At 59.5% G+C, this 20,325-nt stretch carries 19 protein-coding genes; 14 read left to right on the top strand and 5 right to left on the bottom strand.

From position 1 onward, the window contains the following. The first annotated feature begins 10 nt into the window (after positions 1–10). The 14 genes from murG (at position 11) to SIB38_RS10685 (ending at position 15,396) form a co-directional block, all read left to right on the top strand. The gene (gene murG / locus SIB38_RS10620) at positions 11–1,108 is read left to right on the top strand and encodes an undecaprenyldiphospho-muramoylpentapeptide beta-N-acetylglucosaminyltransferase (protein WP_294113866.1); all 1,098 of its coding nucleotides are present in this window, start codon (positions 11–13) and stop codon (positions 1,106–1,108) included. A gap of 1 nt (position 1,109) precedes the next feature. Beyond that, positions 1,110–2,516, top strand: a complete 1,407-nt coding sequence (gene murC / locus SIB38_RS10625; protein ID WP_412551994.1) for a UDP-N-acetylmuramate--L-alanine ligase — start codon at positions 1,110–1,112, stop codon at positions 2,514–2,516. A gap of 63 nt (positions 2,517–2,579) precedes the next feature. After that, positions 2,580–2,849 (top strand): DUF2484 family protein, encoded by a 270-nt coding sequence (locus SIB38_RS10630; RefSeq protein WP_294113862.1) that lies wholly within the window; start codon positions 2,580–2,582, stop codon positions 2,847–2,849. Beyond that, on the top strand, positions 2,846–3,112 hold the full coding sequence (locus SIB38_RS10635) for a DUF2484 family protein (RefSeq protein ID WP_412551995.1): 267 nt from the start codon (positions 2,846–2,848) through the stop codon (positions 3,110–3,112). The genes SIB38_RS10630 and SIB38_RS10635 overlap by 4 nt, the downstream gene beginning before the upstream one ends. Then, on the top strand, positions 3,102–3,416 hold the full coding sequence (locus SIB38_RS10640) for a hypothetical protein (protein ID WP_412551996.1): 315 nt from the start codon (positions 3,102–3,104) through the stop codon (positions 3,414–3,416). The genes SIB38_RS10635 and SIB38_RS10640 overlap by 11 nt, the downstream gene beginning before the upstream one ends. 77 nt (positions 3,417–3,493) lie before the next feature. Then, positions 3,494–4,420, top strand: coding sequence for a UDP-N-acetylmuramate dehydrogenase (gene murB / locus SIB38_RS10645; RefSeq protein WP_294113857.1), 927 nt, complete (start codon positions 3,494–3,496; stop codon positions 4,418–4,420). Between the two features lie 283 nt (positions 4,421–4,703). Continuing rightward, positions 4,704–5,582, top strand: coding sequence for a D-alanine--D-alanine ligase (locus SIB38_RS10650; protein ID WP_412552035.1), 879 nt, complete (start codon positions 4,704–4,706; stop codon positions 5,580–5,582). Next, positions 5,570–6,448: a cell division protein FtsQ/DivIB gene (locus tag SIB38_RS10655; RefSeq protein ID WP_294113851.1), complete on the top strand. Its 879-nt coding sequence runs from the start codon at positions 5,570–5,572 to the stop codon at positions 6,446–6,448. The genes SIB38_RS10650 and SIB38_RS10655 overlap by 13 nt, the downstream gene beginning before the upstream one ends. Then, positions 6,445–7,779, top strand: a complete 1,335-nt coding sequence (ftsA, locus tag SIB38_RS10660) for a cell division protein FtsA (protein WP_294113849.1) — start codon at positions 6,445–6,447, stop codon at positions 7,777–7,779. Before SIB38_RS10655 ends, ftsA begins: the two co-directional genes overlap by 4 nt. 359 nt (positions 7,780–8,138) lie before the next feature. Then, on the top strand, positions 8,139–9,785 hold the full coding sequence (ftsZ, locus tag SIB38_RS10665) for a cell division protein FtsZ (protein WP_294113847.1): 1,647 nt from the start codon (positions 8,139–8,141) through the stop codon (positions 9,783–9,785). Positions 9,786–9,995: 210 nt separating this feature from the next. Further along, complete coding sequence (gene lpxC / locus SIB38_RS10670) at positions 9,996–10,919, top strand: UDP-3-O-acyl-N-acetylglucosamine deacetylase (RefSeq protein WP_294114109.1); 924 nt, start codon at positions 9,996–9,998, stop codon at positions 10,917–10,919. A 107-nt stretch (positions 10,920–11,026) separates the two neighbouring features. Continuing rightward, a complete protein-coding gene (locus SIB38_RS10675; protein WP_294113845.1) occupies positions 11,027–11,881 on the top strand; it encodes an outer membrane protein assembly factor BamD in 855 nt (284 codons plus the stop codon). A gap of 35 nt (positions 11,882–11,916) precedes the next feature. Beyond that, positions 11,917–13,563: a DNA repair protein RecN gene (gene recN, locus SIB38_RS10680; RefSeq protein ID WP_412551997.1), complete on the top strand. Its 1,647-nt coding sequence runs from the start codon at positions 11,917–11,919 to the stop codon at positions 13,561–13,563. Between the two features lie 144 nt (positions 13,564–13,707). After that, complete coding sequence (locus SIB38_RS10685) at positions 13,708–15,396, top strand: chloride channel protein (RefSeq protein ID WP_294113841.1); 1,689 nt, start codon at positions 13,708–13,710, stop codon at positions 15,394–15,396. A 3-nt stretch (positions 15,397–15,399) separates the two neighbouring features. Here the strand turns inward: SIB38_RS10685 and SIB38_RS10690 are convergent, their stop codons facing one another. The 5 genes from SIB38_RS10690 to SIB38_RS10710 are packed head-to-tail and all read right to left on the bottom strand — an operon-like array spanning position 15,400 to position 20,309. Next, the gene (locus tag SIB38_RS10690; RefSeq protein WP_294113839.1) at positions 15,400–16,047 is read right to left on the bottom strand and encodes a DUF3299 domain-containing protein; all 648 of its coding nucleotides are present in this window, start codon (positions 16,045–16,047) and stop codon (positions 15,400–15,402) included. 43 nt (positions 16,048–16,090) lie between these two features. Next, positions 16,091–17,359 carry an ABC transporter permease gene (locus tag SIB38_RS10695; RefSeq protein ID WP_294113838.1) on the bottom strand — a complete coding sequence of 423 codons (1,269 nt, stop codon included), beginning with the start codon at positions 17,357–17,359 and terminating at the stop codon, positions 16,091–16,093. Next, positions 17,356–18,048, bottom strand: a complete 693-nt coding sequence (locus tag SIB38_RS10700) for an ABC transporter ATP-binding protein (protein WP_294113836.1) — start codon at positions 18,046–18,048, stop codon at positions 17,356–17,358. Before SIB38_RS10700 ends, SIB38_RS10695 begins: the two co-directional genes overlap by 4 nt. Before the next feature lie 53 nt (positions 18,049–18,101). After that, positions 18,102–18,443: a DUF427 domain-containing protein gene (locus SIB38_RS10705; RefSeq protein WP_294113834.1), complete on the bottom strand. Its 342-nt coding sequence runs from the start codon at positions 18,441–18,443 to the stop codon at positions 18,102–18,104. A gap of 54 nt (positions 18,444–18,497) precedes the next feature. Continuing rightward, complete coding sequence (locus SIB38_RS10710) at positions 18,498–20,309, bottom strand: aminopeptidase P family protein (protein ID WP_294113832.1); 1,812 nt, start codon at positions 20,307–20,309, stop codon at positions 18,498–18,500. Positions 20,310–20,325: the final 16 nt, after the last annotated feature.

The raw sequence follows: 20,325 nt of genomic DNA on the forward strand, positions 1-20,325 counted from the left end.
GGTGGGTGCGATGAGCAAACAGCCTCTTTTAGTGATCGCTGCCGGGGGGACCGGTGGCCATATGTTTCCTGCGCAGGCTTTGGCGGAGGTCATGCTGCGCAAAGGCTGGCGGGTGAAGCTCTCCACCGATGCGCGGGGTGCACGCTATACCGGTGGCTTCCCACATACGGTTGAGATCGAAGAGATGAGCTCGGCGACCTTTGCCCGCGGCGGGGCGCTGGCCAAGTTGTCGGTGCCGTTTAAGATTTTGGGCGGCGTGATGGGCGCGATGTCCAAGATGCGCAAGGACCGGCCGGATGTGGTTGTGGGCTTTGGCGGCTATCCCACCATTCCAGCAATGGGGGCGGCTTGGTTGATGAAACTGCCACGTATGATCCATGAGCAGAACGGCATTTTGGGCCGCGTCAATCAGGTCTTTGCCAAGAAGGTGGATATGGTGGCTTGCGGCACATGGCCCACGACTTTGCCGGATGGCGTTGAAGGCACGCCGGTGGGCAATCCGGTACGCAAGGCGGTGATGGACCGCGCGGGGGCAGGGTATATCGCGCCGGGCGACTATCCGATGTCGCTATTGGTGATTGGCGGTTCCCAAGGCGCACGGATTCTGAGCGACGTGGTGCCAAGCGCCATCGCGCATCTGCCCCCTGAGATTTTGCAGAACCTGCGGGTGAGCCATCAGGCGCGCGGCGAAGACCATGAGCGGGTGACGGCGTTTTATAACGAGCACGGCATTGCCGCTGATGTGCAGCCGTTCTTTCAAGACGTGCCGTCGCGTATGAGCGAGGCGCAGCTGGTGATTTCCCGCTCTGGCGCGAGTTCCGTAGCTGACATCAGCATCATTGGACGCCCGTCCATCTTGGTGCCTTTTGCAGCGGCAGCGGGCGACCATCAAACCGCCAATGCGCGTGGGTTGGCGGAGGCAGGCGGCGCAATTGTGATCCCGGAAAGCCTGCTGACCCAAGAGACATTGACTGAAAACATCACAACCATCCTGTCCAATGCGGCCGGGGCCACCCAGATGGCCACCGCCGCCTTGTCGGCGGGCAAGCCGGACGCGACCGATACCCTTGTGGCGTTGGTCGAAGATTTGGCCAAGAAGGACCAATAATATGAACGCAGCAACCAAACTTCCCGGTGACGTGGGGGCCATCCATTTTGTGGGCATTGGCGGGATCGGCATGTCCGGCATCGCCGAAGTGCTGCTGAACCACGGTTATACGGTGCAGGGCTCTGACCTGAAGTCGACTAAGATCACCGAGCGTTTGGCGGCTATGGGCGCGACCATTTTTGAGGGACAGCGTGCCGAGAACCTTGCGAACGCCGAAGTGGTGGTGATTTCCTCCGCAATCAAACCGGGCAACCCAGAACTGGACGAAGCGCGTTTGAAAGGTCTGCCGGTGGTGCGCCGCGCGGAGATGTTGGCCGAACTGATGCGTTTGAAGTCCAACATTGCGGTGGCAGGCACCCACGGCAAAACCACCACAACAACCATGGTGGCGGCGCTGCTCGATCATGGTAAGTTTGATCCGACAGTCATCAACGGCGGTATCATCCACGCCTATGGTTCCAACGCGCGCGTGGGTGAAGGCGAGTGGATGGTTGTGGAAGCGGATGAAAGCGACGGCACCTTTAACCGTTTGCCGGCGACGATTGCGATCGTGACCAATATCGACCCAGAGCACATGGAGCACTGGGGCACCGAAGAGGCGCTGCATCAGGGTTTCTATGATTTTGTGTCCAACATTCCATTTTATGGTCTCGCTGTTTGCTGCACCGATGATCCAGATGTGCAGACGTTGGTGGGCAAGATCACCGACCGCCGTGTGGTGACCTTTGGTTTCAACGCACAGGCGAATGTGCGGGCGGTGAACCTCACCTACAAAGCAGGCGTGGCGCATTTTGACATTCAGCTGCAGGGTGAAGAGGCTGTGATCGAAGGCTGCACCTTGCCAATGCCTGGGGACCACAACGTGTCCAATGCGCTGTCCGCCGTGGCGATTGCGCGGCATCTGGGCATGAAGCTTGATGAAATCCGCGCCGCACTGGCGGCCTTTGGCGGGGTGAACCGCCGTTTCACCAAAGTCGGCGAAGTCATGGGCGGTGTGCCGGTGATCGATGACTATGGTCACCACCCGGTGGAGATTGCCGCCGTGTTGAAAGCCGCGCGTCAGGCGTTGGGCGACAGCGGCGGGCGGGTGATAGCTGTGCATCAGCCACACCGCTTCTCCCGTTTGCACTCGCTGTTTGAGGATTTCTGCACCTGCTTCAATGAAGCGGATGTTGTGGGCATTGCCGACGTCTTTGCGGCAGGTGAAGCGCCAATTGGGGGCGCTAGCCGTGACGACCTGATCAATGGGTTGGTCGCGCATGGGCATCGTCATGCGGTGGCGATTGGCGAAGAAGCGGATTTGGTGGCACTGGTCAAAGAGACCGCGAAGCCGGGCGACATTGTCGTGTGTTTGGGGGCCGGTTCGATCAGCGCTTGGGCCAATGCCTTGCCAGGCCATCTGGGCTAAGTCCTTGTCAAATGCGTCGTGCGCGGTAGGCTGCGCGCGAGTGACCTAGACCGGATATGTGACGTGAGCCTTTCCTTGATCCTTGCCTGCCTTTGGGTGCTGGCCTCCGCGCTGGTGGCGGCCTTGCCTATGCGCAAGCAGTATGTGCCGGGTGTAGCCCTGCTTATTGCCGCGCCGGTGCTGATTGGTGTGATCTTTTATGAACATGGCGCCTTACTGGGGTTTGCGGCTTTGTTTGGCTTTGTGTCGATGTTCCGGCGGCCACTTCTGTATTTTGGCCGCAAAGCGCTCGGTCTACCTGCAGAGCGCCATGAGCCGGAGGGCGATGCATGACCATTTCGATCACAGCAGCTTTTGTCTGGCTCATCGTGGCCAACCTGCGGGCCATGTTCCCATCAAAGGACCATCATTGGAAATTTGCTTATGTGATGATCGCGATTGGTATTCCGATCCTGATTGGCGTGGCGATCCAGAACAGCATTTGGCTGGCGCTGGTGCTGTTGGGCATGGGGGCGTGGATCATGCGCTGGCCGGTGATCTACCTGTGGCGCTGGATCAAACGTGTGAGTGGGATGGAGCCCCCAAGTGATCCTTGATTTTACCCTCGCGTTGAACGCGCTGATCTGGTTTGCGACGTTGATCTTGCCGTTGTACGGGCTGATCACGGGCTACAAGCTGCGCCGTGACCTGATGATGCGCGCCAGCCTGTTGATTGTGTGTTTGGTAGTGGCGCTGCTCACGTTGGAAGTGACGTTGACTGTCTTTGCCACGGACGCGGATCGCGAGGAGCTGACTGTCCTGCAAGGCTATCGCCCAAGGCTGTTCTTTGGCACCTCCGGCAGCCTGGCCATGGGCTGGGCGCTGTTTGTGTTGGGCAAAGCGCTGCGCGCGCGTCGGTGACAATAGGGAAACGCTTGCCGCCTGACTCCGGCTTCGGTATCGGTGCGCAACAGGCATTTTGATTTCAAGGAAATACCATGACCACATTGCCCACCCCACGTGGAAAGCTGACCGAAGGCAAAGAGCTCTCGGGTTTGACGTGGCTGCGTGTGGGCGGTCCGGCGGACTATCTGTTTCAGCCGGCGGATGTGGAAGACCTTGCGGCGTTTTTGAAAGACCTGCCTCAGGATGTGGCCGTGTTCCCAATGGGGGTCGGCTCCAACCTGATCGTGCGAGATGGCGGCTTGCGGGCAGTGGTGATCCGTATGGGGCGTGGGTTCAATCAGATCGAAGTGGACGGCAATCGGGTGCGCGCCGGTGTTGCGGCGTTGGATGCGCATGTGGCGCGCAAGGCGGCGCAGGCGGGCGTGGATTTGACGTTTTTGCGGACCATTCCGGGTGCCATTGGTGGGGCGGTGCGGATGAACGCGGGGTGTTACGGCAGCTACACAGCGGATGTGTTTGTTGAGGCCACGGCGGTAACGCGGGCAGGGGAAATTGTGACGCTCACAGCTGAGGATCTGAACTTCCAGTACCGGCAGACGGATTTGCCTGAGGGCTGGGTCATTGTGGAAGCTGTCCTGGAAGGCCCATCGGGGGATCCGGAAGAACTGGCACAGCGCATGGAAGACCAGCTTGCCAAACGCGACGCCACGCAGCCAACCAAAGACCGTAGCGCGGGCAGCACCTTCCGAAATCCGGCGGGTTTTTCTTCGACGGGTAAAGCGGATGATGTGCATGATCTGAAGGCGTGGAAGGTGATTGACGACGCCGGTATGCGCGGCGCTCGTGTTGGTGGGGCGCAGATGAGCGAGATGCACTCCAACTTCATGATCAACACCGGTGACGCAACTGCCGCAGATTTGGAAAATCTTGGCGAGGAAGTCCGAAAAAGGGTTTTCCAAAACAGCGGAATAGACCTACAGTGGGAGATCATGCGCGTCGGCGAACCGGCGGCGGATTGATGCCTCAGTTTGGACCCGTTAAGCGGTCATTAACCAAGAACTGAGAACACTAAGAAAACAAGGGCGCAAAGCCCGGCTTCAGGGTCAAAGACCCAATTGAGCGCAGGGCCATGTGCCCACCCCGAGCAGGCATCCCGTGCCTGATGTATATTAAAGAGCAGCCCAACGTGGCTGTGATAAATGAGTCCAAAAGGGCTCGCATAAGAACAGGGCCAAAAAGGGTCCGGGACATTGAGGCACAGTGGGACTGTCAGAGCAGACACACCCCAAAGTGGCGGTATTGATGGGCGGCCCCTCCGCAGAACGAGAGGTGTCACTGTCAACTGGGCGTGGATGCGCCGCTGCCCTTCGGGACGCAGGATTGGACGTTGTTGAGGTTGATGCAGGCCCCGATGTGGTTGCGCGTCTTCAAGAGATCAAACCCGACGTTGTGTTTAATGCCCTGCATGGGCGTTGGGGCGAGGACGGCTGTGTGCAAGGTCTGCTCGAATGGCTGCGCATTCCTTACACGCATTCTGGCGTCCTGGCGTCGGCTCTTGCGATGGACAAGCAGCGCTCCAAAGACGTGTTCAAGCGGGCAGGTCTGCCGGTGATGGAGAGCGTGATTGCCGACAAGGCAGAGGTCACCACACGCCATGTGATGGAGCCGCCTTATGTGGTGAAACCCAATAACGAGGGCAGCTCGGTTGGCATCTATATTGTCAACGAGGGCGCCAACACGCCGCCGCAACTGGCGGAGACCATGCCTGATGAGGTGATGGTCGAAACCTTTGCGCCGGGGCGTGAAATGACCACCACTGTGATGGGCGACCAGGCGCTTGGCGTGACCGATATCATCACCGATGGCTGGTATGACTATGAGGCCAAATACGCCGAAGGTGGCTCCCGTCACGAGGTACCAGCTAATATTCCGCAAGAGATTTATGACGCCTGCATGGAGTATGCCGTGCGCGCGCATCAGGCTTTGGGCTGTCGCGGTGTGTCGCGCACAGACTTCCGCTGGGACGAGAGCCGAGGATTGGACGGTCTGATCATTCTGGAAGTGAACACCCAGCCGGGAATGACACCCACGTCGCTGAGCCCGGAGCAGGCCGAGTTGATTGGGATGTCCTTCTCTGACTTCTGTGTCTGGATGGTGGAGGATGCCTCATGCGATCGTTGACGGCAGGTCGCCGCGATAACGCGCCGTCCCGGTGGGCCTACCGGTTTGAACGGTTGATGCTGACACCGCTGTTCCGTTTGTTTTTGCGGGTGGTGGTGCCGTTTGTGGTTGTGGCTGGAGCCGCAACGGTTTGGCTGTCTGATGCGGATCGGCGTGAGAGTTTGAACCTGGCAGTGAATGATTTGCGCCGTGAGATTGCTACGCGGCCCGAATTCATGGTGTCGGCGATGACCGTGGATGGTGCATCGCGGGGCACATCTGAAGACATCCGCGACCTTCTCTCGTTGAGTTTCCCAACCAGTTCTTTTGATTTGGACCTGCCGGCGATCCGTGAGCGTGTCGAAGAACTGCCCGCAATTGCCAGCGTGGCCGTGCGTGTGCGCCCGGGCGGTATTCTGGAGCTCAACGTGGCCGAGCGTACGCCGGTTGTGGTGTGGCGCACCCATGAAGGGCTGACGCTGGTCGATCCGGAAGGCAACGTCACTGGCCCAGCCATTTCACGCGCGGCCCATGCGCAGATGCCGTTGATCGCGGGCGAGGGAGCAGAACATCACGTGCAAGAAGCCCTGCGCCTGTTCTCGGCGGCAGCCCCTTTGGCGGACCGTGTGATTGGTCTGGTTCGCGTGGGAGAGCGGCGCTGGGATTTGGTGCTGGATCGTGGGCAACGGATCAAACTGCCGGAGCAAGGCGCTGTGGAGGCGCTGGACCGGGTGGTCGCGCTGAACCACGCCGAAGAGCTTTTGGAGCGGGACATCAAAGTGGTCGATATGCGTTTGGCACATCGGCCCACGGTACAACTAACAGAACAGGCCGTAGACGCCTGGTGGCAAGCCAGCCAGATGACGACAGGGACAGTGGGACAATGACAGAGCTTTATCAGAGCCAGCGCGCTATGCGCGCGATGCGCAAAACGGCGATGCAGCGCGGAGTGATTGCGGTTTTGGATGTGGGGACGTCCAAGATCGCCTGTCTGGTACTGCGATTTGACGGCACAGACCGGCTGGCAAGTGTCGAGGGCATCGGCTCCATGGCGGGGCAGACCGGCTATCGTGTGATTGGCGCCAACACCATTATGTCCCGTGGTGTGAAATTTGGCGAAATTGACACCATGCAGGAAACAGAACGCGCCATTCGTACCGTGGTGCAGGCGGCGCAGAAGATGGCGAAGATCCGGGTAGACCATGTGATTGCCTGTTTTGCGGGTGCGGAGCCGCGTTCCTATGGGTTGGACGGTCAAATCGATCTGGAAGGCCACACCGTTGACGATCAAGACGTGGCCCGTGTGCTGGCAGCCTGTGATGTGCCGGACTATGGCGCGGACCGTGAGGTGCTGCATGCGCAACCGGTGAACTTTGCGCTCGACCACCGTTCAGGCCTCGGCGATCCACGCGGGCAGGTGGGGCAGACGCTGACAACTGATATGCACATGCTGACCGTGGACAAGGCGGCGGTGCAGAACCTAGTGCATTGTATCCGTCGGTGTGACTTGGAGCTCGCGGGTATTGCCTCTTCGGCGTATGTCTCTGGAATGTCGGCATTGGTGGAAGACGAGCAAGAGCTTGGCGCGGCCTGTATTGATATGGGCGGCGGGGCAACCAGCCTGTCGATCTTTATGAAGAAACACATGATTTTTGCGGACACCGTGCGCATGGGCGGCGATCACGTGACTGGTGACATTTCGATGGGCCTGCAGGTGCCAACCGCCACGGCGGAGCGCATCAAGACCTTCTACGGTGGCGTTGTGGCCACTGGCATGGATGACCGCGACATGATCGAGCTGTCCGGGGACACCGGCGACTGGGAGCATGACCGTCGCACGGTGAGCCGGGCGGAGCTGATTGGCATCATGCGCCCCCGTGTGGAGGAAATCCTCGAAGAGGTGCGTGCGCGTCTGGATGCGGCGGGCTTTGAGCATCTGCCAAGCCAGCAAATTGTTTTGACCGGCGGCGGCAGTCAAATTCCGGGGCTCGACGGTTTGGCCTCCAAGATCCTGGGACAGCAAGTGCGCCTTGGGCGCCCTATGCGGGTACATGGACTGCCGCAAGCAGCCACTGGTCCGGGCTTTGCCGCAACCGTGGGCATGTGCCTCTACGCAACACATCCGCAGGACGAATGGTGGGACTTCGATCTGCCGGTGGATCGCTACAACACACGGCCGTTTGGGAAGGCCGTGCGGTGGTTCAAAGAGAATTGGTGAGAAAGGGGACGCAGACGCGTTTTTGGGGGTGACCTCTGATTAAGCCTTGGTTAAGTTCTGGATAACCGCGATCAAAACGTGGGTCCGGAGTGCCGAGCAGTGGTCTCCAAACATAAACATAGCAAACTCCTGCGGCGCCATTTGTGCCTTGGGTGGTCGTTTAGTGTTGTGTGACACTTGTCTTGCCCCGCAAAATCTGGCGGTTTCGGCAAGATGCCGCTAGTTTTCACATTTTTACCCCATATTTTGTGGCGAAATGCGCTTTTTGGGATGACGATTCTGGAAAGCCTGTTTAATAATGGTCCTGAGTAGGCAGAAAATAGCCCGCTGTGGCGGGTAAACAACAGGCGGACAGTTCTATGACATTGAATCTGACGATGCCCGACGAGGGTGATCTGAAGCCCCGCATCACCGTGTTTGGTGTTGGCGGTGCAGGTGGCAACGCGGTCAACAACATGATCGACAAAGAGCTTGAAGGCGTGGAGTTCGTGGTTGCGAACACCGACGCGCAGGCTCTTCAGCAGAGCAAATCTGAAAGCCGCGTGCAACTGGGCGTGAAGGTCACCGAAGGTCTGGGCGCTGGGGCACGCGCAACCGTTGGTGCAGCCGCTGCCGAAGAAAGCATCGAGCAGATCGTGGATCACCTCGCAGGCGCACACATGTGCTTCATCACCGCCGGTATGGGCGGTGGCACTGGCACCGGTGCGGCACCAATCATTGCGCAGGCAGCGCGTGAGCTGGGTGTTCTGACCGTGGGTGTTGTGACCAAGCCGTTCCAATTCGAAGGCGCCAAGCGGATGCGCCAGGCCGAAGAGGGCGTGGAGCAGCTGCAGAAGATGGTCGACACGCTGATCATCATTCCAAACCAGAACCTGTTCCGCCTTGCCAACGAGAAAACCACCTTTACCGAAGCCTTCTCCATGGCCGACGACGTTCTGTATCAAGGCGTGAAAGGTGTGACCGACCTGATGGTCCGTCCGGGCCTGATCAACCTCGACTTCGCAGACGTACGGGCTGTGATGGACGAGATGGGCAAAGCGATGATGGGCACTGGCGAAGCCGACGGTGAAGATCGCGCGATCCAGGCGGCAGAGAAGGCGATTGCCAACCCGCTGCTGGACGAGATCTCCCTGCGCGGAGCCAAAGGTGTCCTGATCAACATCACCGGCGGTCACGACCTGACCCTGTTCGAACTGGACGAAGCGGCCAACCGCATTCGCGAAGAAGTTGATGCGGACGCCAACATCATAGTGGGCTCCACCATGGACGAAACGCTGGACGGCGGCATGCGTGTGTCCGTTGTGGCGACAGGTATCGATGCGGCGGAAACCACCTCCGCAATGCCTCTGCCGCGCCGTTCCATGCGTGAGCCACTGACCACGACGCCAACCATTGAAACCGCACAGCAGACCCCTGTTGTGGAACAGGCGGCTCCGGCTCCTGCGGTTGAGGCGGCCCCGGAAGTGGCAGCATCCGAGCCGTCTCTGTTTGCGCAGATGGACACCCAGCAGGCCGCGGCTCAGGAACAGATGGAAGACATCTTCGAAGAGGAAGCGCCAGCTGTTGCAGCCGCGCCAACCTTTGATGCCGCGTCTGCCGGTGCCGATGTACCACCACCTGCGTATCAGCCAACTCCGGCACAAGCAGTGCAGCCTGAGATGTTCGAAGAAGAGCCTCAGGGATTCGTGGCCCCTCAGCGTCCAGCACCAGGTACGCCTACGCCGCAGCTGATGCAGCGTCTGCAAGCCGCGGTGGAAAAGGCGCCAGCCGCTCCGGCCCGTCCGGCAGCCCCTGCGCCTGAGCCACGTGCAGAAGAGCGTCCTCGCTTTGGCATCAACTCGCTGATCAACAAGATGACCGGCCACGGTGCAGAGCAAGGTGCCGCGCCAGCAGCACAACCTGTGCGTCAGCAGCCGGCGGTTCAAAGCCATGAGCCAGCCGAGCAGATGGATGAAGATCAGGAGCGGATTGAAATCCCAGCCTTCCTGCGCCGTCAAGCGAACTGATTTATTTGTGAAATACCTGTGAAGAGGCCGCCCAGTGGGGCGGCCTTTTTCTATTATAAAACAAAGGAATACCCCGTTGTGCGCGGGGTTTTGCCGATTTGTTACAGCGATGTTTCATACCGTTACAAAGCTTTATTTGAGGTGACGGGGCAAAGCGCCTACCTCACTATTGCGGCCAATGGGGTGTGCCGCGTCACTTTGGGGACACCAGTGCAAGCTACGCTTAAGACACCAGTTCATTTTCAGGGCACAGGCCTTCATTCGGGCGCAACTGTGCACCTGACCGTACGGCCAGCCTCCACCGATTATGGAATCTGGTTCAAGCGCACCGACGTATTGTTGGGCGATGCCATGATCCCCGCCCGTTGGGATGTGGTTGAGCAAACCGCGCTTTGCACCCGCATCAAGAACGAGGCTGGTGTCAGCGTTTCCACTATCGAGCATCTGATGGCGGCTCTTGCCGGCTGTGGCATCCACAATGCTTTGATCGAGATTGATGCGCCGGAAGTGCCAATTCTGGACGGCAGCTCTGCGGATTTTGTGCATGGTTTCTTGAAGGCGGGCATCGTGAAGCAGGGCGCGCCGGTCTGGGCGGTCGAAGTTTTGAAGCCTGTCTCCGTAACACGCGGTGAGGCCACTGCGACGCTTGTGCCTGCGGATGAAATGCGCATCGACTTCCACATCGACTTTGAGGACGAGGCGATTGGTCAGCAGACCAAAGAGCTTAACCTCGCCAACGGCAGCTTTATTCGTGAGCTGTGCAACAGCCGCACCTTCTGCCGTCAGGCAGATGTGGAGGCGATGCAGGCCAACGGTTTGGCGCTTGGCGGCGATCCCACCGAAAACGCGGTGGTGTTCAACGGTGCCGATGTTCAGGCCAAAGGTGGTCTGCGCCATGCGGATGAGCCCGTGCGCCACAAAATGCTGGACGCGATGGGCGATCTCTATCTCGCCGGTGCGCCACTGTTGGCACACTATCAGGGCCACCGCGCCGGTCACTCGCTGACAAACGCCCTGCTGCGCGAGCTTTTCTCTCACCCTGACAATTGGCGTTTGGTGGAATGTGATGCTGCGCAGGCAGCACGTCTGCCCGGCGCTGGTGTACATATGGGCGAATTTCCAGCCGTTGCCTAAACCCGGATCGTAACAAATCCGTCCAAAGGCGTTTTGCCCCGCAAAATTCTATGCTAACAACGTGTGAAAGATGGGGCGACCCCCGCAGGGAGCAGAAGGTAAGCACTATGTCAGGCATCGGAGCGCGCACCCGCCTTTTTGGTTCGGTTCTGGCTTTGTCCTTTGTTGTGGCTTGTTCCGACAACAGCACCAGCGACGCCCGCCGTGGCTTGGTCGATATGGAGCAGTTCACCCCCGAGCAGATTTTTGAGCGCGGCGAGTTCGAAATGGCGCGGAACCGGGGCACCGATGCCGCTTTCTTCTTCTCCGAAATTGAACGGCTTTATCCCTATAGTGAATTGGCCAAGCGGTCCTTGGTGATGCAGGCCTTTGCTTATCATTCTGACGGGGCATATCCCGAGGCGCGGGCGGCTGCACAGCGTTATATTGATTTTTACCCCGCGGATGATGATGCGGCGTATGCCCAGTATCTGCTGGCGCTCACCTACTACGACCAAATTGACGAAGTCGGCCGGGACCAGGGGCTGACCTTCCAAGCGTTGCAAGAGTTGCGCAAGGTGATCGAGATCTATCCGGAGAGCGAATACGCGCGCTCCGCGATGTTGAAGTTTGATCTGGCTTTTGACCATCTGGCGTCCAAGGAAATGGAAATCGGCCGTTATTATCTGCGCCGGGATCACTATGGTGCGGCCATAAAACGTTTCCGTGTCGTGGTCGAAGATTTTCAAACCACAACCCACACGCCGGAGGCGCTACACCGTTTGGTGGAGGCTTACCTGTCGCTGGGCCTCTATGGCGAGGCGCAGACTGCGGCGGCGATTCTGGGCCACAACTTCCAGTCCACCGAGTGGTATCAAGACAGCTATGCCCTGTTGCGTGAGAATGGCCTTGAAGCTAAGGCCGAAGGCAGCAGCTGGCTCAATCAAGTTTATCGCCAGACCCTGCAAGGCAGATGGCTGTAACAGAGGGCAGGGGATGCCCTGTGGTGTGAGGCTGAATGCTGCGCTCGCTTGAAATCCGTGACATGTTGATCATCGACCGGCTGGACCTTGCGTTTCAGCCGGGTTTGAACGTTCTGACAGGGGAGACCGGCGCAGGGAAATCGATCCTTTTGGATAGCCTTGGCTTTGTACTGGGCTGGCGCGGTCGTGCGGAGCTGGTGCGGTCTGGCGCTGATCAGGGGGAGGTTGTGGCCGAGTTCGATCTGCCAGACGGCCATCCTGCACACGCCATTCTCGAAGACGCAGGTCTGCCCGGTGGTGACGAGCTGATCCTGCGTCGCATCAATCGAAGTGACGGGCGCAAAACGGCCTGGGTCAATGACCGGCGTGTGTCGGGCGAAGTGTTGCGGCGGTTGTCAGAGACGTTGCTGGAATTGCATGGGCAGCATGATGACCGGGGTCTGCTGGATCCAAAAGGGCACCGTGAGGTGCTGGACCTGTTCGCCAACACGGACAAGCTGCGGGGCAAGACTCGCAAAACCTGGTCTGAGGCGTCCGCAGCCCGCAAGGCGCTGACGGCGGCGCAGGTTGCGCTAGAAGAGGCCAAGGCCGAAGAAGACTTTTTGCGCCATGCGGTCCAGGAGCTGGACAAGCTCGATCCGCAGCCGGGGGAAGAGGCAGAGCTCGATACCCGCCGCCGTATGATGCAGAACGCGGAAAAAGTGCGCGAGGATGTGAGCCGCGCTCATGCCGCCTTGGGCAACGGTGGTGCGGAAAGCGCGATGGGCGACGCGATGCGTTGGCTGGGCGATGCCGCGTCAGAAACGGGCGACACTTTGGAAGCCCCCGTCGGAGCGCTGGAGCGGGCCATGAATGAGTTGGCTGAGGCTGTGGATGGCGTGGAACGTTGTCTAGAAGCATTGGATTTCAATCCACATGAACTCGAAGAGCTGGAAGAGCGCCTGTTTGCCATTCGCGGACTGGCCCGCAAATACAATGTACTGCCCGATGATTTGGGCGGCTATGCGGAGGAATTGCGCACGCGGCTGACCGCTCTGGATGCAGGAGAGGGCGATATCGCCGCGCTGACAGCTGATCTGAAGACGGCGGAGGCCGCCTATGATACAGCGGCTGAGGCGCTCACAACGGCGCGCGGCAAGGCGGCAACCAAGCTGGACAAGGCGGTGATGGGCGAGCTGGCCCCGTTGAAGATGGAGCGGGCCGTGTTCACCACGAAGGTGGCGCCGGGCGATGCAGGGCCGGAAGGCCGCGACGCGGTGGAATTTGTTGTGGCCACCAATCCAGGCGCGCCAGCAGGGCCACTGGCCAAGATTGCGTCGGGCGGCGAATTGAGCCGTTTCCTGTTGGCGCTGAAAGTCTGTCTGACCAATGACATCAGCGTCATGACGCTGATCTTTGACGAGATTGATCGTGGAGTAGGCGGGGCAACCGCCGATGCAGTAGGCCGCCGGTTGAAAGCGCTGGCCGAAGGGGGACAGGTCTTGGTTGTGACTCACTCGCCGCAGGTAGCCGCGCTAGGGGCCCATCATTGGCAGGTGGCGAAGTCGGTCAAAAATGGCCAGACACTGAGCCGAGTTGTGCCTCTGGATGATGGCGAGCGGGTGGATGAAGTGGCGCGGATGATTTCTGGTGACACAATCACGCCCGAGGCACGCGCAGCCGCAAAGGCGCTTTTGGTCTAGATTCGGCCTTTGGCTCGGAAAATTCACGCACAATCAGGCACTTTGGCGTGAAACCCTCCGCTTACCTCTTTGCGTTACAAGAGATTTCTGACTAGATCAGACGTAACCCTTTACGACCCTCCCACCTGGAGATTTTGCAGCACTATGGCGAAGTCGGTAGGCTCCTTTCTCGCGGAAAGCGCCCAAGAGGCGGCAGACACCTGTCGCGGCGGCTGGAAGGTATTGGTCAACAAAGGCCCCAGCCAGTTTCAGTTTTGGATCATCGCCCTCTGCATCGGGATTGCGGCGGGCTTTGCCGCGCTGTTGTTCCGCAAAGGCATCCACTGGCTACAATCCACGTTGTATGGAGCCGAAGATCTCACCCGGCTGCACACGTTTGCCAATACGTTGCCCTGGTACTGGCTGGTGATCATCCCGACCATCGGTGGACTGGTTGTGGGCATCATCCTCAACAAGTTCACCCCGGACGGGCGCGTGCGCTCAGTGGCGGATGTGATCGAGGGCGCCGCGCTGCACGAAGGGCGGGTGGAACGCAAAGCCGGCATCGCTTCGGCCTTTGCCAGCCTGATCACCCTGTCTTCTGGCGGCTCAACCGGCCGTGAAGGGCCGGTAGTGCATATCGCTGGCATGATTGCCACCTGGGTCAGTGTGCGGATCAATGCTGATGGAATCACGGGTCGGGACCTGTTGGGCTGTGCGGTGGCGGCCGCTGTGTCTGCCAGTTTCAATGCGCCGATCGCAGGCGCGCTTTTTGCGCTGGAAGTGGTATTGCGCCACTTTGCGGTGCATGCCTTCGCGCCAATTGTAATTGCGTCTGTGGCAGGTACGGTGATCAACCGTCTTGAGTTTGGCGATGTGACCGAGTTCACTTTGAACACAGGAACCGCGCTGCAATTCTATCAAGAGCTACCAGCTTTCTTGATCCTCGGTGGACTCTGCGGTCTGGTGGCCGTGGCACTGATGTGGACGATTTTCTGGGCCGACGACATGGCCAGCCATTTGCAGGAAGACCTACGCATTCCGCGCTGGCTGCGTCCGGCGATTTCTGGCGCTTTGCTGGGCATTCTGGCAATCTGGTTCCCGCACATCATTGGGGTGGGCTATGAGACTACTTCTGCGGCGCTGACCGGAAATCTGTTGTTGCATGAGGCGGTGGTGTTTGCGGTGCTGAAGGTGATTGCGGTGTCGATCACAATGGCAGGACGCATGGGTGGCGGGGTGTTTTCTCCGTCGCTGATGGTCGGCGCGCTGACTGGCTTGGCATTTGGTATGGTCGCCACCGCGATTTTCCCGGATGTGTCCGGCACCACCACGCTTTACGCGCTTGCGGGGCTCGGCGCCGTTGCGGCTGCTGTGTTGGGCGCGCCGATCTCAACCACGCTGATTGTGTTTGAAATGACTGGAGATTGGCAAACTGGTTTGGCGGTGATGGTTGCGGTGTCGATCTCCACCGCGCTAAGTTCACGACTGGTGGATGGCTCGTTCTTCCTGACCCAGCTGGAACGACGCAATGTGCACATCGCAGCCGGGCCACAGGCGTATTTGCTGGCGATGTGTGGAGTGGGCAAGGTGATGCGCGCCAAAGATGCGCAGAATGCAGCCCCGGAGGAGCGCTGTTGGGAGATGGTGTCTGAAGGGCTCTATGTCGATGGTACCGCCACACTGGAGAGCGCTATGCCAATCTTTGAAAACACCGGTGTGAACTTTCTGCCGGTGGTCACGCTGGGCGGGGAAGATGCCCCGCCGGAGCTGCTTGGCGCGGTGTTCCAGGTGGACGCGCTAAGGGCCTACAACAAAGCACTTGCCGCCACGGCGGCTGAAGAGCATTCCTAAGACTTAGGAGCCGTAGGCAATCACGCTGTCCGCGTCCATTTTATAGGTCACATCCACGTCTGCTTCGCCATCGACCATGTAAAGCGAATGGCTGTCAAACTCGCTGCGGAGCTCGCCGCTAATCCAGACGGGGGTGAACAAGCTCTCGGTGGGGTATCCCGCTGGATAGCGCACGTAGACGATCTGATTGGCTGGCGGTGGCGGCGTGTGAATGCACGCGCCGACGGTGGGCACCAGAAGAAACTCCACCGCGAGATTGCCGTCCAGCTCCAGCGGCAGTAGATAGCCCGGCATGCGAACGGTCTGTCCCACTACAGACGTGTTGGGCATACGAGACTCGTTTTCGAGTTTGGTCATTATCCGGATCCGTTCCGCGAGCAGAAAATCCGCATCAATGCCTTCTTTGGAGAGGTCTTTTCGGAGACCGGCGACTTCAACTTTTGCCTCGGCGTCTTTCTCTGTCTCGACCAAGTAGTCCAGCCGCAAGATGCGCGCCAAGGTTTGCATCTGTTGATCCGTTAGGTTTTCGAACGGGTTTTCAAACACGGATGTGGGCGCGGCGAGCTCTTCCCAGCCAATTTCCTTGGCCTGATCCGCGAAACCTACGGAGGCCGTCAGGGTGAGGGCGGCAGAGAGCAAGATCGCTTTCATGAATAGGTCTCCGTTAGAGGGGGCGTTGTGACAGTTGAACGGCTTAAAGCCGGGTGGTCAAGCCGTCCGCCAGGGTCATGCGATACACACGCCATGCTGGCAGCAAGCTGGCCAATCCACCAAAACACAAGACTGTGAGCAGCAAGATGATTTCGCGGCTTGTTAGGATGTGGCCGCCGAGCGTGACGCCAAATCGGGCGGACAGCAGCGGCTCTGCTAGCAGGCTGGCGCTCCAGAAGACTGCCAGACCCAGCAGAATGCCAGAACCAGTGACCAGCAGGGCTTCGAGGATGATCATCAGGACCACGTCCCGTGGCGCTGCGCCAACGGAACGTAGAATGGCAAATTCGCGGCGGCGGGCTTCCAGTGCTGCGGACAACATCACCACCATGCCAATCATGCTGGCGGCCATCACCGCCACAGACATCAGGCGCAGAGCGTTTTCGGCGGTGCCAGTGATCGACCAGAGCTGCAGCAACGCCACATTGGGCATCACCGCGGCCAAGGGTTCGGCTTTGTAGGTGGCAACGGCCCGTTGAACGCCAAGCACGGCGGTGCGGTTGCTGAGGCCGATGTAGACCGCATTGATCTGGTCAGGCACAAATCCATGCTCATGTTCTTCGTCGTGGCTGTCGTGATCCGCCTCAGCGATGGCGGCAAAGGGATCAGCTGAACGCGGGGCGCTTTCGGCGTGCAGCGCGTCAAACCCTTCAAGCGAGATAAACACCATGCGATCCACAGCGGTGTTGGTGCGAGCGAGCACGCCGGTGATTTGAAACGGCGCTTCGTCATGCACCTCCAGCGCAACAGCGCCCGCGCCGTGGGCGTTGATGATCTCTGTCCCAACATCATACCCCAAATGGTCCGCCACTTCGGCGCCGATCACCGCGCCATGTGTATCTTCAAAAGACCCACCAGTGGCAAAGCTCAGCGCCTGTCCGCGGCTGTGTTTGAAATGTTTAAAGTAGGCCGCAGAGGTGCCGATGACCGGAAAGCCTTGGTGGTTGTCCCCCTGCATCAACGGCACCGCCCAAGCCACACCGGGCATCTCTTCCAGCAGCGCAAGCACCTTGCCGGACAGGCCGGCGCCAGTGGACCCGACGCCAAAAACCGTGGCCAACAGGATCTGAACGTCATTGCCGCGTGGCGCGACGATCAGATCGATGCCGGAGGCAGAATTGGCAAAGGACGTGCGGGCAGAGTCACGCAGCCGCTCGACGCTGAGGATCAGAGCAACACTCAACGCGATGGCCAAAACGGTGAGCGCGGCGACAAAGCGGCGGTTCCACAGGCTGCGTAACACCAGCGTCATGCGGCTGCTCCCGCTTGAGTCAGATCCGTGATGTGGATCACCCGATCAAAGTGATGATCCAGTCCGCTGTCATGGCTGACCATCAACAGGGCCGCGCCACTTTCCTGAGCTTGCTGGCTGAGCATCTGCATGAAGGTTTCTTTGGTCTCCGGATCCAGCGCGGAGGTCGGTTCATCCGCAAGGATCACTTCCGGCGCGCCAATCAAGGCACGCGCCGCCGCGACCCGCTGTTGCTGCCCAACGCTGAGCGCGCTGGCTTGGGACGCGCCAAGCGTATCTGGATCAAGCCCCAAAGCCGCCATCAAACGCTGCGCTTCCTTGTCCAAAGGATTAGTCACACGCTCTCGGCGGCGCTTGGAGAAGCGGCAGGGCAAAAGGATGTTGTCCACGGCACTGAGCCAGGGCACGAGATTGAACACCTGAAAAATCAGGCCCATGTGGTCTGCTCGAAACCGGTCGCGTTTGCTGGCGGGTAGTGCACCGATGTCCTGAACAACCACAGATACTGCGCCAACCGGAATATCGATCACGCCGGAAATGGCCGCCAAAAGCGTGGACTTGCCGGACCCGCTGGGGCCGCGAAGCATCACCCGTTCGCCAGCCGCCACATCAAGGGAGGCATTTTGCAGCACTGCGGCGTTGCTGCCGGGCCAAACAAAGGAAAAATCGGAAACAGAAATTTGCGACATAGGCGCACTGTTGGGGGAAAGCGCGCTGGTGTCCAGCGCGCATTTTCCGAGTTTTAGACGCGCTCTACCGCCACCAGATCGCTGGTATAAAACGCCAGGTGATCCTTGATGCGTTCCACGGCCTCAACCGGCGCCTCATAGCTCCAGGCCGCGTCAGAGATGGTTTGGCTTTTGGTCACAATCGAGAAGTGGTTGGCATCGCCTTTGTGCGGGCAATAGGTGGTCTTGTCGCTTGGGTCCAAAAACGCCATGGCAATGTCGGTGCGTGGGAAATAGATCACCGGCTTCAGGTCACCTTCGCTCAGTTCCAGCGCGTTGCTGCTTTCGCCCAGGATGGCGCCACCGGCACGGACAACCCAATTGCCTTCAGCTTTGCGGATTGTGATGTTTGTCATGTGGTATCCCTCCTGTTTCGCGCCCAAATAAAGTTGTGTTGTAACAGTACGATGTCACGGCGTGGAATGTGACAGCGCGGCGCAGGCTGCATCCAACCACATTTGTTGCTCCGGTGCGAGTCGTGGCGACAGCACTTGACGGCACGTCGCGTGATAGGCGTTCAGCCAATCCAGTTCCGCTTCGCTCAGCAGGTCGACAACCACCATGCCGCGATCAATCGGCGCAAAGGTCAGGTTGCGGAACTGCAGCATCTCGCGGTGATCGTCACCCCCGGGCAGCGCGGGGGCCTCTTCGACCACAATCAGGTTCTCGATCCGGATTCCGAACGCTCCAGGGCGGTAATAGCCCGGCTCATTGGACAGGATCATGCCGACCTCTAGCGGGGTGTCGCTCACGCGGCTCAGGCGCTGTGGCCCTTCGTGCACACAGAGATACGCGCCGACACCGTGACCTAACCCATGGTCAAAGTCCTGACCTGCCATCCAAAGTGGCAAGCGTCCAATGGCCTCAATATGGCTGCCTGCTACCCCTTTGGGGAAGCGCATGCGCGATACGGCAATCATGCCCTGTAGCACGCGGGTGAAGGCCACTTTGGCGTCTTCGCTCACCTCACCAATGGGCAAGGTGCGGGTGATGTCGGTGGTGCCATCGGCATATTGCCCGCCACTGTCGAGCACCATCAGATCGCCGCTTTGTAAAGGCCGGTTGGTTTCTTCGGTCACGCGGTAATGCATGATCGCCCCGTTCGGGCCAGCACCCGCGATGGTGTCAAAACTGATTTCCAGCAGCGCATTGGTGGCGCGGCGGTACTCTTCCAGTTTTGTCACCACGTCGATTTCGGTGAGGGTGGTTTTGTCCTGCGCGTCAAACCAACTGAGGAAGTTTACTACAGCTACGCCGTCCCGCAGATGGGCTTCGGCCATGCCGGCAATTTCAGACGCGTTTTTGCGGGCCTTGGGCATGACGCAGGGGTCTTGGCCGTAAGAAATCTCCGCGTCGCTTTGGGATACGGCAGCTTGCACGGCAATTGGCGCGCTGCCTTTGTCGAGCCGCACGGTGCCGGAGAGCTGTGTGAGAAATGGGACAAAAGCGTCAGGCGCGTGCACACGCACTGCATCGCCGAGATGGTCGCGCACGTCTGTGAGTTTTTCCGCTGCCATAAACAGGTCCACGGTGGCGTCGGAATTCAGCACGGCAAACCCATGTGCCAGCGGGTTGCGGGGAATGTCCGCGCCGCGGATGTTGAGGAGCCAGGCAATGCTGTCAGGCAGGGTGATCACCGCCGCCGTCTCTCCATGAGCATTCAAGTCCGCCGCAAGCCGCGCGCGTTTGTCGCAGTGGGATTCTCCGGCCACGTTGGTGGGGTGGGATTTCACCGGAGCCATGGGGGCGTCAGGTTGGTCGTCCCAAATGGCGTCGATTGGATTGTTCACCGGCACAAAGGTGATCATGTGGTCTTCGGTGGCCTTATGCAGCGTCTCCAATTGGCCAATGGTGTAGAGCCAGGGATCAAAGCCGACATGGCCAGTGCCCAGGTTTTCCACGATCCACGGCCCCGGCAGGACCTCTGGCCAATCCACCGGCGTGTAGCAATCCGCCACTTGTTCTTTCACCTGCGTGCGATAGCGCCCATCGACAAACACGCCGGCGATGTCTTTGAGCACAACGCAAAACCCAGCGGAACCGGTGAACCCGGTGAGCCAAGCGAGCCGGTCATCACGCGGTGCCACGTATTCGCCCTGATGCGCATCGGCGCGCGGCACCAAAAACCCGTCCAGGCCGCCTGTGTCCATTTGCGCCCGCAGCGCTTTGAGGCGGGCAGGGCCCTGTTCCGGGCGGGCGGTGACGGCAAAATCCTGAAACATGCACAGCTCCTTGGCG

This window comes from Shimia sp. MIT910701 (genome assembly GCF_047126315.1).
Lineage (GTDB): Bacteria > Pseudomonadota > Alphaproteobacteria > Rhodobacterales > Rhodobacteraceae > Shimia.

Excerpts from the sequence above, each read along its gene's own strand:
- murG (WP_294113866.1), top strand. The coding sequence starts at position 11 with ATGAGCAAACAGCCTCTTTTAGTGATCGCTGCCGGGGGGACCGGTGGC.
- murC (WP_412551994.1), top strand. The coding sequence starts at position 1,110 with ATGAACGCAGCAACCAAACTTCCCGGTGACGTGGGGGCCATCCATTTT.
- SIB38_RS10635 (WP_412551995.1), top strand. The coding sequence starts at position 2,846 with ATGACCATTTCGATCACAGCAGCTTTTGTCTGGCTCATCGTGGCCAAC.
- murB (WP_294113857.1), top strand. The coding sequence starts at position 3,494 with ATGACCACATTGCCCACCCCACGTGGAAAGCTGACCGAAGGCAAAGAG.
- SIB38_RS10650 (WP_412552035.1), top strand. The coding sequence starts at position 4,704 with ATGGGCGGCCCCTCCGCAGAACGAGAGGTGTCACTGTCAACTGGGCGT.
- SIB38_RS10655 (WP_294113851.1), top strand. The coding sequence starts at position 5,570 with ATGCGATCGTTGACGGCAGGTCGCCGCGATAACGCGCCGTCCCGGTGG.
- ftsA (WP_294113849.1), top strand. The coding sequence starts at position 6,445 with ATGACAGAGCTTTATCAGAGCCAGCGCGCTATGCGCGCGATGCGCAAA.
- ftsZ (WP_294113847.1), top strand. The coding sequence starts at position 8,139 with ATGACATTGAATCTGACGATGCCCGACGAGGGTGATCTGAAGCCCCGC.
- SIB38_RS10675 (WP_294113845.1), top strand. The coding sequence starts at position 11,027 with ATGTCAGGCATCGGAGCGCGCACCCGCCTTTTTGGTTCGGTTCTGGCT.
- recN (WP_412551997.1), top strand. The coding sequence starts at position 11,917 with ATGCTGCGCTCGCTTGAAATCCGTGACATGTTGATCATCGACCGGCTG.
- SIB38_RS10685 (WP_294113841.1), top strand. The coding sequence starts at position 13,708 with ATGGCGAAGTCGGTAGGCTCCTTTCTCGCGGAAAGCGCCCAAGAGGCG.
- SIB38_RS10690 (WP_294113839.1), bottom strand. The coding sequence starts at position 16,047 with ATGAAAGCGATCTTGCTCTCTGCCGCCCTCACCCTGACGGCCTCCGTA.
- SIB38_RS10695 (WP_294113838.1), bottom strand. The coding sequence starts at position 17,359 with ATGACGCTGGTGTTACGCAGCCTGTGGAACCGCCGCTTTGTCGCCGCG.
- SIB38_RS10700 (WP_294113836.1), bottom strand. The coding sequence starts at position 18,048 with ATGTCGCAAATTTCTGTTTCCGATTTTTCCTTTGTTTGGCCCGGCAGC.
- SIB38_RS10705 (WP_294113834.1), bottom strand. The coding sequence starts at position 18,443 with ATGACAAACATCACAATCCGCAAAGCTGAAGGCAATTGGGTTGTCCGT.
- SIB38_RS10710 (WP_294113832.1), bottom strand. The coding sequence starts at position 20,309 with ATGTTTCAGGATTTTGCCGTCACCGCCCGCCCGGAACAGGGCCCTGCC.